Annotated in this window: 13 protein-coding genes and 1 tRNA gene; all 14 read left to right on the forward strand. The window is 60.1% G+C overall.

Annotation, left to right across the window (positions count from 1 at the left end):
• Positions 1-7 precede the first annotated feature (7 nt).
• The 14 genes from secG (at position 8) to nuoL (ending at position 12,860) form a co-directional block, all read left to right on the forward strand.
• A complete protein-coding gene (gene secG, locus RW095_RS40870) occupies positions 8-385 on the forward strand; it encodes a preprotein translocase subunit SecG (protein ID WP_128584810.1) in 378 nt (125 codons plus the stop codon).
• A 112-nt stretch (positions 386-497) separates the two neighbouring features.
• Positions 498-582, forward strand: a tRNA-Leu gene (locus RW095_RS40875).
• 160 nt (positions 583-742) lie between these two features.
• On the forward strand, positions 743-1,102 hold the full coding sequence (locus tag RW095_RS40880) for an NADH-quinone oxidoreductase subunit A (protein ID WP_013339872.1): 360 nt from the start codon (positions 743-745) through the stop codon (positions 1,100-1,102).
• 63 nt (positions 1,103-1,165) lie between these two features.
• Complete coding sequence (locus RW095_RS40885) at positions 1,166-1,645, forward strand: NuoB/complex I 20 kDa subunit family protein (RefSeq protein WP_006052903.1); 480 nt, start codon at positions 1,166-1,168, stop codon at positions 1,643-1,645.
• A gap of 19 nt (positions 1,646-1,664) precedes the next feature.
• On the forward strand, positions 1,665-2,267 hold the full coding sequence (locus RW095_RS40890; RefSeq protein ID WP_317021216.1) for an NADH-quinone oxidoreductase subunit C: 603 nt from the start codon (positions 1,665-1,667) through the stop codon (positions 2,265-2,267).
• 9 nt (positions 2,268-2,276) lie between these two features.
• Positions 2,277-3,530 (forward strand): NADH-quinone oxidoreductase subunit D, encoded by a 1,254-nt coding sequence (locus RW095_RS40895; RefSeq protein ID WP_128584809.1) that lies wholly within the window; start codon positions 2,277-2,279, stop codon positions 3,528-3,530.
• Positions 3,531-3,661: 131 nt separating this feature from the next.
• A complete protein-coding gene (gene nuoE / locus RW095_RS40900) occupies positions 3,662-4,147 on the forward strand; it encodes an NADH-quinone oxidoreductase subunit NuoE (RefSeq protein WP_128584808.1) in 486 nt (161 codons plus the stop codon).
• On the forward strand, positions 4,144-5,472 hold the full coding sequence (nuoF, locus tag RW095_RS40905; protein ID WP_013587777.1) for an NADH-quinone oxidoreductase subunit NuoF: 1,329 nt from the start codon (positions 4,144-4,146) through the stop codon (positions 5,470-5,472). The genes nuoE and nuoF overlap by 4 nt, the downstream gene beginning before the upstream one ends.
• Before the next feature lie 174 nt (positions 5,473-5,646).
• Positions 5,647-7,980, forward strand: a complete 2,334-nt coding sequence (nuoG, locus tag RW095_RS40910) for an NADH-quinone oxidoreductase subunit NuoG (RefSeq protein WP_317021217.1) — start codon at positions 5,647-5,649, stop codon at positions 7,978-7,980.
• On the forward strand, positions 7,981-9,045 hold the full coding sequence (gene nuoH / locus RW095_RS40915; RefSeq protein ID WP_020069587.1) for an NADH-quinone oxidoreductase subunit NuoH: 1,065 nt from the start codon (positions 7,981-7,983) through the stop codon (positions 9,043-9,045). It begins immediately after the preceding gene.
• A gap of 15 nt (positions 9,046-9,060) precedes the next feature.
• Positions 9,061-9,549, forward strand: a complete 489-nt coding sequence (nuoI, locus tag RW095_RS40920; RefSeq protein ID WP_027776665.1) for an NADH-quinone oxidoreductase subunit NuoI — start codon at positions 9,061-9,063, stop codon at positions 9,547-9,549.
• A 211-nt stretch (positions 9,550-9,760) separates the two neighbouring features.
• Positions 9,761-10,447: an NADH-quinone oxidoreductase subunit J gene (locus RW095_RS40925; protein ID WP_128584806.1), complete on the forward strand. Its 687-nt coding sequence runs from the start codon at positions 9,761-9,763 to the stop codon at positions 10,445-10,447.
• Positions 10,448-10,467: 20 nt separating this feature from the next.
• Complete coding sequence (nuoK, locus tag RW095_RS40930; protein ID WP_013339863.1) at positions 10,468-10,773, forward strand: NADH-quinone oxidoreductase subunit NuoK; 306 nt, start codon at positions 10,468-10,470, stop codon at positions 10,771-10,773.
• 17 nt (positions 10,774-10,790) lie between these two features.
• Entirely contained in the window at positions 10,791-12,860 is a 2,070-nt protein-coding gene (gene nuoL, locus RW095_RS40935; RefSeq protein ID WP_128594722.1) for an NADH-quinone oxidoreductase subunit L, read from the forward strand.
• Positions 12,861-12,865 lie beyond the last annotated feature (5 nt).

The following is a 12,865-nucleotide window of genomic DNA, read 5'->3' on the forward strand; positions in this document are numbered from 1 at the left end:
GAGTGTAATGCTGTATTTGAAAACATTGATTATCGTCGTTCAGCTGTTGTCGGCGCTCGGGGTCATCGGCCTCGTCTTGCTGCAGCACGGCAAAGGCGCCGATATGGGCGCGGCTTTCGGCAGTGGAGCCTCGGGCAGCCTGTTCGGCGCCACTGGCTCGGCAAACTTTTTGTCGCGCACTACAGCAGTGCTCGCCGCGGTGTTTTTTGTAACCACTTTGACGCTGACCTACCTCGGTGCGTATCGCGCAAAGCCTTCTGCAGGCGTGCTCGGTGCGACGGTTACGGCACCCGTTGTGGCTTCGGCCGCTTCGGCGCCGGCAGGTGGTTCGGGTGCGTTGGCGGCGTCGGCTGCGTCCGTGCCCGCTACCGACGTGCCGAAATAAATTTTCGTAGAAAGTGGTTTTGTGCGTTGAACAAACTGTTTAGAGCAGTTACAATCTATGTCTTGAAGCGATTCGCGGGTTTTATAAGTTGTTTTCCCGGATTGCATACAGTGCCGACGTGGTGAAATTGGTAGACACGCTATCTTGAGGGGGTAGTGGCGAAAGCTGTGCGAGTTCGAGTCTCGCCGTCGGCACCAAATGTTATCTAATGCCAGCCGCTTGCTTCGCTTCGGCTGGCATTTTCACTTCTGGCGCGCGGATTGCGCTCCATCCGTGACATGTACGTCTCAGAAGTGATTTCGCGTCAGGGGTGCTATGCTCCTGACGGCACTCAGAACCAACCGATTGAGGATAGTCTTGAACCTCGCAGCCTATTTCCCCGTCTTGTTGTTCCTCGTTGTGGGCACCGGTTTAGGCGTAGCACTGGTCAGTATTGGCAAGATCCTCGGTCCCAACAAGCCCGACACCGAGAAGAACGCACCGTACGAGTGCGGCTTCGAAGCATTCGAAGATGCGCGCATGAAGTTCGACGTGCGCTATTACCTCGTCGCCATTCTCTTCATCATTTTCGACCTTGAAACCGCGTTCCTGTTCCCGTGGGGCGTCGCCCTGCGCGACATCGGCTGGCCCGGCTTCATGGCGATGATGATTTTCCTGCTCGAATTCCTGCTGGGCTTCGCCTATATCTGGAAGAAGGGCGGCCTCGACTGGGAATGATGGTTTAATCGCCGGTTTGCGTGGGTGGCCAAGGCTCGCCGCCCCGTCTGGAGTGGAAAGCAAATGAGTATCGAAGGGGTCTTGAAGGAAGGGTTTGTCACCACAACGGCTGACAAACTGATCAACTGGACGCGCACCGGCTCCTTGTGGCCGATGACGTTCGGTCTTGCGTGCTGCGCGGTCGAGATGATGCATGCGGGCGCTGCCCGTTATGACCTCGACCGTTTTGGCGTGGTGTTTCGTCCGAGTCCGCGTCAGTCGGACGTGATGATCGTCGCCGGCACGCTGTGCAACAAAATGGCGCCGGCTTTGCGCAAGGTGTACGACCAGATGGCCGAGCCGCGTTGGGTGATTTCGATGGGCTCGTGCGCGAACGGCGGCGGCTATTACCACTACTCGTATTCGGTAGTGCGTGGCTGCGACCGCATCGTGCCGGTCGACGTCTACGTACCGGGCTGCCCGCCAACGGCGGAAGCGCTGGTTTACGGCGTGATCCAGTTGCAGGCCAAGATTCGCCGCACTAACACAATCGCCCGTCAATAAGGCAACGCCTCCCCACAATATGGCAAGCAAACTCGAGACCCTGAAAGCGAACCTCGAGGCGGCATTTGGCGGCCTCCTGCTGAGCACTACCGAGGCAATCGGTGAGTTGACGATCGTCGTGAAAGCAAGCGACTACCTCAACGTGGCAACGCGTCTGCGCGACGACCGCTCGCTCGGTTTCGAGCAGATGATGGACCTGTGCGGCGTCGACTATCAAACCTATGCCGACGGCGCTTATGACGGTCCGCGTTTTGCGGCCGTTCTGCATTTGTTGTCGGTGCAGAACAACTGGCGTGTGCGGCTTCGCGTGTTCGCGCCCGACGACGAAATGCCCATTCTGCCCTCAGTGGTCGACGTCTGGAATTCGGCCAACTGGTACGAGCGCGAAGCGTTCGACCTGTACGGTATCGTCTTCGAAGGCCATCCGGACCTGCGCCGCATTCTGACCGACTACGGTTTCATTGGTCACCCGTTCCGCAAGGATTTCCCTGTCACCGGGTACGTCGAAATGCGTTACGACCCGGAAGAGAAGCGCGTCGTCTATCAGCCTGTGACGATCGAGCCGCGGGAAATCACGCCGCGCGTGATCCGCGAAGATCGCTATGGCGGTCTGAAACACTAAGAGAACGCCATGGCAGAGATCAAGAACTACACGCTCAATTTCGGTCCTCAGCACCCGGCAGCGCACGGCGTGCTGCGTCTCGTGCTGGAGCTCGACGGCGAGGTCATCCAGCGCGCCGATCCGCACATCGGCCTGTTGCATCGCGCGACTGAAAAGCTCGCCGAAACCAAGACGTTCATTCAGTCGGTGCCGTACATGGACCGTCTCGACTACGTGTCGATGATGGTCAACGAGCACGGCTATGTGATGGCAATCGAAAAGCTGCTCGGCATCGACGTGCCGGTGCGCGCCCAGTACATCCGCGTGATGTTCGACGAAATCACGCGTGTGCTGAACCACCTTATGTGGATCGGCGCGCACGCGCTCGACGTCGGCGCAATGGCGGTGTTCCTGTACGCGTTCCGCGAGCGTGAAGATCTGATGGACGTGTACGAAGCGGTGTCCGGCGCACGGATGCACGCGGCCTACTATCGTCCGGGTGGTGTCTATCGCGATCTGCCGGACGCCATGCCGCAGTACAAGGCGTCGAAGATTCGCAATGCGAAGGCATTGTCGAAGATGAACGAGACCCGTCAGGGTTCGTTGCTCGACTTCATCGACGATTTCTTCACGCGTTTTCCGAAGTGCGTCGACGAATACGAAACGCTGCTCACCGACAACCGGATCTGGAAACAGCGTCTGGTCGGCATTGGCGTGGTTACCCCTGAGCGCGCCCTGCAACTGGGTATGTCCGGTGCAATGCTGCGTGGCTCCGGCATTGAATGGGACTTGCGCAAGAAGCAGCCGTACGAAGTCTATGAAAAGCTCGATTTCGACATTCCGGTCGGCGTGAACGGTGACTGCTACGACCGCTATCTGGTTCGCGTCGAAGAAATGCGCCAATCCACGCGGATCGTGAAACAGTGCATTGAGTGGCTGCGTAAGAATCCGGGCCCTGTGATGATCGACAATCACAAGGTTGCTCCGCCGTCGCGCGTGGGCATGAAGTCGAACATGGAAGAACTGATTCACCACTTCAAGCTGTTTACGGAAGGCTTCCACGTACCGGAAGGCGAGGCTTACGCCGCCGTCGAGCATCCGAAGGGCGAGTTTGCTATCTACCTGGTGTCGGACGGCGCGAACAAGCCGTATCGCCTGAAGATTCGCGCACCGGGCTATGCGCATCTGTCCGCGCTCGACGAAATGGCGCGCGGTCACATGATCGCCGACGCCGTAACGATCATCGGCACGCAGGACATCGTGTTCGGCGAAGTAGATCGCTAGGACGTAATCATCGGCGCGCGCTTTCAGGAAGTTCCGGGAGCGCGCGTCAAGCAAGGAACGCCGGGTCTGTCGCAGCACGAAGTGGGCGACAGGTTTTCGTTCGGTAGGAATTGAAAGAGTCGTGTCTGAAAATGATCTCAGCTGAAGGCCTGAAAGAAATCGATCGTGCGATCGCGAAGTATCCCGCCGATCAGAAACAGTCCGCCGTGATGTCGGCGTTGGCCACTGCTCAAGAAGAGCATGGCTGGCTGTCGCCCGAACTCATGCAGTTCGTCGCGGACTATCTCGGCATGCCGGCAGTCGCCGTGCAGGAGGTGGCAACCTTCTACACGATGTACGAGACGTCGCCGGTCGGCAAGCACAAGATCACGCTCTGCACGAACCTGCCGTGTCAACTCGGCCCGGACGGCGGCTCCGACAGCGCCGCTGAATATCTGAAGCAGAAGCTCGGCATCGACTTCGGCGAAACCACGGCTGACGGCAAATTCACCTTGAAAGAAGGTGAGTGCATGGGGTCGTGCGGCGACGCGCCGGTGATGCTGGTGAACAACCATCGCATGTGCAGCTTCATGAGCCGCGAGAAGATCGACCGGCTGCTCGAGGAACTTTCGAAATGACGTCTTTACACGATCGTCACATCAAACCGCTGATTCTCGCTGGCCTGAACGGCGACAACTGGCATCTCGAAGATTATGTGGCGCGCGGCGGTTACGCCCAGCTGCGCCGCATCCTGGAAGAAAAGATTCCGCCCGAGCAGGTGATCGCCGACGTCAAGGCGTCGGGTCTGCGCGGCCGTGGCGGTGCAGGCTTCCCGACTGGCCTGAAGTGGAGTTTCATGCCGCGTCAGTTCCCGGGGCAAAAGTACCTCGTCTGCAATTCGGACGAAGGCGAGCCGGGCACGTTCAAAGACCGCGACATCCTGCGCTTCAATCCGCACTCGCTAATCGAAGGCATGGCCATCGGCGCGTACGCGATGGGCATCACCGTGGGCTACAACTACATCCACGGCGAAATCTGGGAAGTCTACAAGCGCTTTGAAGAAGCGCTGGACGAAGCTCGCCGCGCCGGCTTCCTCGGCGAGAACATCATGGGTTCGGGATTCTCGTTCGAACTGCATGCGCACCACGGCTACGGCGCCTACATCTGCGGCGAAGAAACCGCGCTGCTCGAGTCGCTGGAAGGTAAGAAAGGACAGCCGCGCTTCAAGCCGCCGTTCCCGGCGAGCTTTGGCGTGTACGGCAAGCCGACCACGATCAACAACACCGAGACGTTCGCGGCTGTGCCGTTCCTGCTCGCGATCGGGCCGCAGAATTACCTCGAAATCGGCAAGCCGAACAACGGCGGCACGAAGATTTTCTCGATTTCGGGCGACGTCGAACGTCCGGGCAACTACGAGGTTCCGCTCGGCACGCCGTTCGCGACGCTCATGGAACTCGCTGGTGGCATGCGCGGCGGCAGGAAGATCAAGGCGGTGATTCCAGGCGGTTCGTCGGCGCCGGTGATCCCGGGCGACATCATGATGCAGACCGATCTGGACTACGACTCGATCGCCAAGGCCGGCTCGATGCTTGGCTCGGGCGCGGTCATCGTGATGGACGAAACGCGCTGCATGGTGCGTTCGCTGCTGCGTTTGTCGTACTTCTACTACGAAGAGTCGTGTGGTCAATGCACGCCTTGCCGTGAGGGCACGGGCTGGCTGTACCGCGTCGTGCATCGTATCGAGCACGGCCTGGGCCGTCCGGAAGATCTGGATCTGCTGAACTCGGTTGCGGAAAACATCATGGGCCGCACGATTTGCGCGCTCGGCGATGCAGCGGCCATGCCGGTGCGCGGCATGCTCAAGCACTACTGGGACGAATTCGAATATCACGTCGCTCACAAGCATTGCCTCGTCGGCGGTCATGCGGGCGCCGCGGCGGCTGCGGAAACAGTGGCTGCCTGAGCGGGCGGTAAGCGACGCCGGTAAGCGACCCCCGGTAAGCGACCGGCTAAGCGCTCCATAGGAACGCTGGACAGGTACGTACCAGAACACGTCAACCACGGGATTTCATTGCCTGAACGGGCGATGAACGGGGCGAACGATTGAGCGGTAACAGGTTAAGGAAGATTGACCATCATGGTTGAACTTGAAATAGACGGCAAGAAAGTAGAAGTGCCTGAAGGCAGCATGGTGATCCAGGCTGCGCATAAGGTCGACACGTACATTCCTCACTTCTGCTATCACAAGAAGCTGTCGATTGCGGCCAACTGCCGGATGTGTCTCGTCGATGTCGAGAAAATGCCGAAGGCCGTGCCCGCATGTGCGACGCCGGTGTCGGCTGGCATGATCGTGCGCACCAAGTCGGATAAGGCGGTGAAGGGCCAGCAAGCCGTGATGGAATTCCTGCTGATCAACCACCCGCTGGATTGCCCCATCTGCGATCAGGGCGGCGAGTGCCAGTTGCAGGATCTGGCGGTGGGCTACGGCAAGTCGTCGTCGCGTTATAGCGAAGAAAAGCGTGTCGTGTTCCACAAGAATGTCGGCCCGCTGATCTCGATGGAAGAAATGTCGCGTTGCATTCACTGCACGCGCTGCGTCCGCTTCGGCCAGGAAGTGGCCGGCGTGATGGAACTCGGCATGCTGGGCCGCGGCGAACACTCGGAAATCACGTCGTTCGTCGGCAAGACGGTCGACTCCGAACTGTCGGGCAACATGATCGATCTGTGCCCGGTCGGCGCGCTGACCAGCAAGCCGTTCCGCTACAGCGCACGTACATGGGAACTGTCGCGCCGCAAGTCGGTGAGCCCGCATGATTCGGTCGGTGCGAACCTCGTGGTGCAAGTGAAGAACAACCGCGTGATGCGTGTTCTGCCGTTCGAAAACGAAGCCATCAACGAATGCTGGATTTCGGACAAGGACCGCTTCTCGTACGAAGGCCTGAATAGCCCCGAGCGTCTGACGCAGCCTATGCTGAAGCAGGGCGGCAAGTGGGTCGAAACCGACTGGCAGACCGCGCTCGACTACGTGGTGAAGGGTCTGAAGGGCATCAAGGGCGACCATGGCGCGAACGCGCTGGCTGCGCTCGGCAGCGCCCACAGCACGGTCGAAGAACTGTTCCTGCTGAAGCAACTCGCGCAAGCGGTCGGCACGCCTAACGTCGACTTCCGTCTGCGTCAGTCGGATTTCTCGGCTCCGGTGAACGGCACGCCGTGGCTCGGCACCGCGATTGCGGATCTGTCGAACATCGACTCGGCGCTGGTGATCGGTTCCGATCTGCGTCGCGATCATCCGCTGTTCGCCGCGCGTCTGCGTCAGGCCGCAAAGGGCGGCGCGAAGCTCACGCTGGTGCAGGCAACCGGCGACGACGCGCTGATTCCGCAAGGCCAGCGCGTGGCCGCAGCGCCGTCGGCGTGGCTCGATACGCTGGCTGGCATCGCATCGGCGGTCTCACAAGCGAACGGCACAGCGCTGCCTGAAGCTTTCTCCGGCGCACAAGCTACCAGCACAGACAAGGAAGTTGCGAAATCGCTTGCAACCGGCGAACGCCGTCTCGTGCTGCTCGGCAACGGTGCGGTGCGTCATCCGGATTTCGCGGTCATTCATGCGGCGGCCCAATGGATCGCGGATGCGACCGGCGCAACGCTCGGCTTCATGACGGAAGCGGCCAACACGGTCGGCGCGCATCTGGTGAACGCATTGCCGGGCGAGGGCGGTCTGAATGCTCGCGAAGTGTTCGAACAGCCGCGCAAGGGCTATCTGCTGCTGAACGTCGAACCCGAATTCGATACAGCGAATCCGGCTCAGGCTTTGGCGGCACTCAAGCAAGCTGAGATGGTTGTCGTGATGTCGCCGTTCCAGACCGGCGCAGAATACGCCGACGTGCTGCTGCCGATCGCGCCGTTCACGGAAACGGCCGGCACGTTCGTCAACGCTGAAGGTACGGTGCAGTCGTTCAACGGCGTAGTGCGTCCGCTCGGCGACACGCGTCCGGCATGGAAGGTGTTGCGCGTGTTGGGTAGCCTGCTGGGCGTCCCCGGCTTCGAATACGACACGGCGGAAGAAGTTCGCCAAGCCGCTCTCGGCGACGGCGATCTGCAGTCGCGTCTGTCGAACAGAACAGGCGTGGCGGTTGCTCGCGGCAAGACGGCCAAGGCGGCGGAAGGCAAGTTCGAGCGTATCGCCGACGTGCCGATCTACCACGCCGACGCGCTCGTCCGTCGCGCAGAGTCGCTGCATCTGACCGCCGCGGCGCGTGCCGCGAACAACGTCGGCCTGCCGGCTGCGCTGTTCGACAAACTGGGTTTGAAAGAAGGCGACGCGGTTCGCGTGCGCCAGGGCGAGCAATCGGTGCAGTTGCCGGCCGTGCGCGACGCGAATCTTGCGGAGACGGTCGTCCGCGTATCGGCGGCTACGCCTGCCGGTGCAGCGCTGGGCAGCCTGTTCGGTGAACTGGTGGTGGAGAAGGCGTAAATGAGCTTGTTCGATACGATCAACTCGGGCGGCACCCAGCTTCTCGGTGTGGCATGGCCCACGGTGTGGGCATTGGTGCGCATCCTGGTGGTGGCCGTCGTGATCCTGCTGTGCGTGGCTTACCTGATTCTTTGGGAGCGTAAGCTGATCGGCTGGATGCACGTCCGCCTCGGCCCAAACCGCGTGGGCCCCGCAGGTCTCTTGCAGCCTATCGCCGACGTGCTGAAGCTGTTGCTGAAAGAAGTGATTCAGCCCGCTCAGGCAAGCCGCTGGATTTACCTGATCGCGCCGATCATGGTGGTGGTGCCGGCCTTCGCGGTCTGGGCGGTCATTCCGTTCCAGGCGGGCGCGGTGCTCGGCGACATCAACGCGGGTCTGCTGTATGCGATCGCGATTTCGTCGATCGGCGTGTATGGCGTGATCCTGGCCGGCTGGGCGTCGAATTCGAAGTACGCGTTCCTCGGCGCCATGCGTGCCGCGGCGCAGATGGTCTCCTACGAAATTTCAATGGGCTTCGCGCTGGTCGTCGTCCTGATGACGGCTGGCACGCTGAACCTGTCGGGCATTGTCAATTCGCAGGAGCAAGGCTTCTTTGCATCGCACGGCCTGAACTTCCTGTCGTGGAACTGGCTGCCGCTGCTGCCCATGTTCGTGGTGTACTTCATCTCGGGCATCGCCGAAACGAACCGTCACCCGTTCGACGTGGTGGAAGGCGAGTCGGAAATCGTCGCGGGCCACATGATCGATTACTCGGGGATGGCGTTTGCGCTCTTCTTCCTCGCCGAGTACATCAACATGATCGTGATCTCGGCCTTGGCGTCGACCCTGTTCCTCGGGGGCTGGAGCGCACCGTTCGGGTTCCTGTCGTTTATCCCCGGCATCTTCTGGCTCGTCCTCAAGGTCTTCCTGCTGCTGTCGGTGTTCATTTGGGCGCGTGCCACGTTCCCGCGCTACCGCTATGACCAGATCATGCGTCTCGGCTGGAAGATTTTCATTCCGGTTTGCGTGGTGTGGCTGGTGGTGGTCGGCTTCTGGATCATGTCGCCGTGGAATATCTGGAAATAAAGGGCGGATGAACTCATGACCGCAATCCAAAATTTTTTCAAGACCTTCTTTCTGACGGAGCTCCTCAAGGGCCTCGCGCTGACCGGACGTTATACGTTCCAGCGCAAGGTCACGGTGCAGTTCCCGGAAGAGAAGACGCCGATCTCGCCGCGTTTTCGTGGCCTTCACGCGCTGCGCCGTTATGAGAATGGCGAAGAGCGCTGCATCGCATGCAAGCTGTGTGAAGCGGTGTGTCCCGCGCTCGCCATCACGATCGAGTCGGAAACGCGCGAGGACAACACGCGACGCACGACACGTTACGACATTGACCTGACCAAGTGCATCTTCTGCGGTTTTTGTGAAGAGAGCTGTCCGGTCGACTCGATCGTCGAGACGCACATTCTCGAATATCACGGCGAGAAGCGCGGCGATCTGTACTTCACGAAGGAAATGCTGCTGGCCGTGGGCGATCGCTACGAAGCGGAGATCGCCGTGAACAAGGCCGCCGACGCACCGTATCGTTGAAACGTTACAGATGTGGAAGCGGTAGGTGCGGCAGTCGCGCATCGGTATCAGTAAATGCAGCAGTAACACGGCCTGTTGTCGGGCCGAACGCCGCGGCCTGAGTGCCGCGGCACGGCGCACCTGTGCGGCTGTTCTGGCGGTATTCACGCTGTTGCCAGACGCACGTGCCAAAGAAAATGCCTGACGATGGCCTAACGATGAACCGGTAATCATGGAATTCACGACCGTACTGTTCTACATCTTCGCGCTGCTCCTGGTGGTTTCAGGGCTGAAGGTGATCACCTCGCGCAACCCGGTGTCCTCCGCACTGTTTCTCGTGCTGGCGTTCTTCAACGCAGCCGCGATCTGGATGCTTCTGCAAGCCGAGTTCCTCGCCATTCTGCTGGTGCTGGTCTATGTGGGCGCCGTGATGGTGCTGTTCCTGTTCGTCGTGATGATGCTCGACATCAACATCGACGTGCTGCGCAAGGACTTCAAACGATTCGTGCCGATGGCCACGGTGGTGGGCGCGATCATCGTGCTCGAGACCGCGCTGATCCTGTGGCACGGCTACGGCGCGACCAGCACGGTGGTGCGTGACACCACCGCTGCCGCGAGCGGCATGGGCGACTGGTCGAACACCCGCCTGATCGGCAAGGTGATCTACACCGACTACATCTTTGCATTCGAAGTCGCCGGACTCGTGCTGCTGGTGGCGATCATCGCGGCAATCGCGCTGACCACGAGCCACAAGAAGGACAGCAAACGCCAGAACATCAGCCAGCAGGTGAAGGTGCGTGCCCAGGACCGCGTGCGCGTCGTCAAGATGCCGTCGGAAAAGAGCGCGGCGACCGTCGCGGCCGAAGAAGCCGCAGCAGCGGCGGCAGCGGCCGACTCGGCATCTGCCAAGAACAGCTGAGCGGACAGGAGATAGAAACCATGTTGACCCTTGCTCATTACCTTGTGCTCGGCGCGATTCTCTTTGCGATCAGCGTCGTTGGCATTTTCCTGAACCGTCGCAACGTCATCATCATCCTGATGGCGATCGAACTGATGCTGCTCGCGGTGAACACCAACTTCGTCGCGTTCTCGCATTACCTCGGCGACGTGCATGGCCAGATTTTCGTCTTCTTTGTGCTGACGGTTGCGGCAGCGGAAGCGGCGATCGGGCTCGCAATTCTGGTGACCCTGTTCCGTAGCCTCGACACGATCAATGTCGAAGATCTCGATCAGCTCAAAGGTTAATCTCAGGAAAAGCGGTTATGTCCACGATACTCAATGAAAACCTGCTGCTAGCGATTCCGCTGGCACCGCTGGCCGGTTCCCTGATTGCTGGGCTGTTCGGCAAGGCGGTAGGGCGCGCGGGTGCGCACTCGGTCACGATTCTCGGCGTTGCGATTTCGTTCGTGCTGTCGATGATGGTGTTCTTCCAGGTGCTGGACGGCGCGAGCTTCAACGCGACCGTCTACGAATGGATGGCGATCGGCAAGACGAAGTTCGAGGTCGGCTTCCTCGTCGATTCGCTCACGGCGATGATGATGTGCGTCGTGACCTTCGTATCGCTGATGGTGCACATCTACACAATCGGCTACATGGCCGACGACGACGGTTATCAGCGCTTCTTCTCGTATATCTCGCTCTTCACGTTCTCGATGCTGATGCTCGTGATGAGCAACAACTTCCTGCAACTGTTCTTCGGCTGGGAAGCGGTGGGTCTCGTGTCGTATCTGCTGATCGGCTTCTACTTCACGCGTCAGTCCGCGGTGTACGCGAACATGAAGGCGTTTATCGTGAACCGCATCGGCGACTTTGGCTTTTTGCTGGGTATTGGCCTGCTGTTCGCGTTTGCCGGTTCGATGAACTACGGCGACGTGTTTGCGAAGCGCACTGAACTCGCGGCATTGAGCTTTCCCGGTACCGACTGGGGCCTGCTGACGGTGGCCTGTATTTGTCTCTTCATCGGCGCAATGGGTAAGTCGGCGCAGTTTCCGCTGCACGTGTGGCTGCCCGATTCGATGGAAGGCCCGACGCCGATTTCCGCACTGATTCACGCGGCAACCATGGTGACGGCCGGTATCTTCATGGTCACGCGCATGTCGCCGCTGTTCGAGCTGTCGGATACGGCGCTGTCGTTTGTGATGGTGATCGGTGCGATTACCGCGCTCTTCATGGGCTTTCTGGGGATTGTCCAGAACGACATCAAGCGTGTGGTGGCTTATTCCACGTTGTCGCAGCTCGGCTACATGACGGTCGCGCTCGGCGCGTCGGCTTACTCGGTCGCCGTCTTCCACCTGATGACGCACGCGTTCTTCAAGGCACTGCTGTTCCTCGGCGCTGGTTCGGTGATCATCGGTATGCACCACGATCAGGACATGCGCAACATGGGCGGCCTGCGGAAGTACATGCCGATTACATGGATCACGTCGCTGGTCGGTTCGCTCGCGCTGATCGGCACGCCGTTCTTCTCAGGCTTCTATTCGAAAGACTCGATCATCGACGCGGTGAAGCTGTCGCATCTGCCGGGTTCGGGCTTCGCATACTTCGCCGTGGTGGCCAGCGTCTTCGTCACCGCGCTGTATTCGTTCCGTATGTACTTCATGGTGTTCCACGGCAAGGAGCGCTTCCGCGATCCGAAGCATCCGGATTCGCCGATGGGCGCGGAAGCCGCGGCACACGCTCATGGCAACGGGCACGACGCGCACGGTCATGGTCACGACGACCACGGTCACGCTCACGAGCCGCATGAAACACCTTGGGTGGTGTGGGTGCCGCTCGTGCTGCTGGCGATTCCTTCGGTCGTGATCGGTGCAATCGCAATCGGTCCCATGCTGTTCGGCGACTTCTTCCAGCACGGCGTGGCGTTCGACAAGGTGATCTTCATCGGCGAAAACCATCCGGCATTGCATGAAATGGCGGAAGAGTTCCACGGCTGGGCGGCGATGGGGCTGCACTCGGTGGCGGGTCTGCCGGTCTGGCTGGCGCTCGCGGGTGTCGTCGTCGCGTGGTTCCTGTATCTCGTTCGTCCTGACTTGCCGGCTACCATCAAGCGCGCATTTGGGCCGATTTACACGCTGCTCGACAACAAGTACTACATGGACAAGATCAACGAAGTCGTGTTCGCGCGGGGCGCCGTGGCAATTGGCCGTGGTCTCTGGAAGGAAGGCGACGTCGTCGTGATCGACGGTATCGTCAATGGCAGCGCACGCTTCATCGGCTGGTTCGCCGGCGTGATCCGCTTCCTCCAATCCGGCTACATCTATCACTACGCGTTCGCCATGATTATCGGCATGTTGGGGCTCCTGACCCTGTTTGTAACGCTCGGCGGCAAATAAGGCGA

Origin of the sequence: Paraburkholderia kirstenboschensis, from assembly GCF_032806925.1 — a bacterium.
GTDB lineage: Bacteria > Pseudomonadota > Gammaproteobacteria > Burkholderiales > Burkholderiaceae > Paraburkholderia > Paraburkholderia kirstenboschensis.

Excerpts from the sequence above, each read along its gene's own strand:
- secG (WP_128584810.1), top strand. The coding sequence starts at position 8 with ATGCTGTATTTGAAAACATTGATTATCGTCGTTCAGCTGTTGTCGGCG.
- RW095_RS40885 (WP_006052903.1), top strand. The coding sequence starts at position 1,166 with ATGAGTATCGAAGGGGTCTTGAAGGAAGGGTTTGTCACCACAACGGCT.
- RW095_RS40890 (WP_317021216.1), top strand. The coding sequence starts at position 1,665 with ATGGCAAGCAAACTCGAGACCCTGAAAGCGAACCTCGAGGCGGCATTT.
- RW095_RS40895 (WP_128584809.1), top strand. The coding sequence starts at position 2,277 with ATGGCAGAGATCAAGAACTACACGCTCAATTTCGGTCCTCAGCACCCG.
- nuoE (WP_128584808.1), top strand. The coding sequence starts at position 3,662 with ATGATCTCAGCTGAAGGCCTGAAAGAAATCGATCGTGCGATCGCGAAG.
- nuoF (WP_013587777.1), top strand. The coding sequence starts at position 4,144 with ATGACGTCTTTACACGATCGTCACATCAAACCGCTGATTCTCGCTGGC.
- nuoG (WP_317021217.1), top strand. The coding sequence starts at position 5,647 with ATGGTTGAACTTGAAATAGACGGCAAGAAAGTAGAAGTGCCTGAAGGC.
- nuoH (WP_020069587.1), top strand. The coding sequence starts at position 7,981 with ATGAGCTTGTTCGATACGATCAACTCGGGCGGCACCCAGCTTCTCGGT.
- nuoI (WP_027776665.1), top strand. The coding sequence starts at position 9,061 with ATGACCGCAATCCAAAATTTTTTCAAGACCTTCTTTCTGACGGAGCTC.
- RW095_RS40925 (WP_128584806.1), top strand. The coding sequence starts at position 9,761 with ATGGAATTCACGACCGTACTGTTCTACATCTTCGCGCTGCTCCTGGTG.
- nuoK (WP_013339863.1), top strand. The coding sequence starts at position 10,468 with ATGTTGACCCTTGCTCATTACCTTGTGCTCGGCGCGATTCTCTTTGCG.
- nuoL (WP_128594722.1), top strand. The coding sequence starts at position 10,791 with ATGTCCACGATACTCAATGAAAACCTGCTGCTAGCGATTCCGCTGGCA.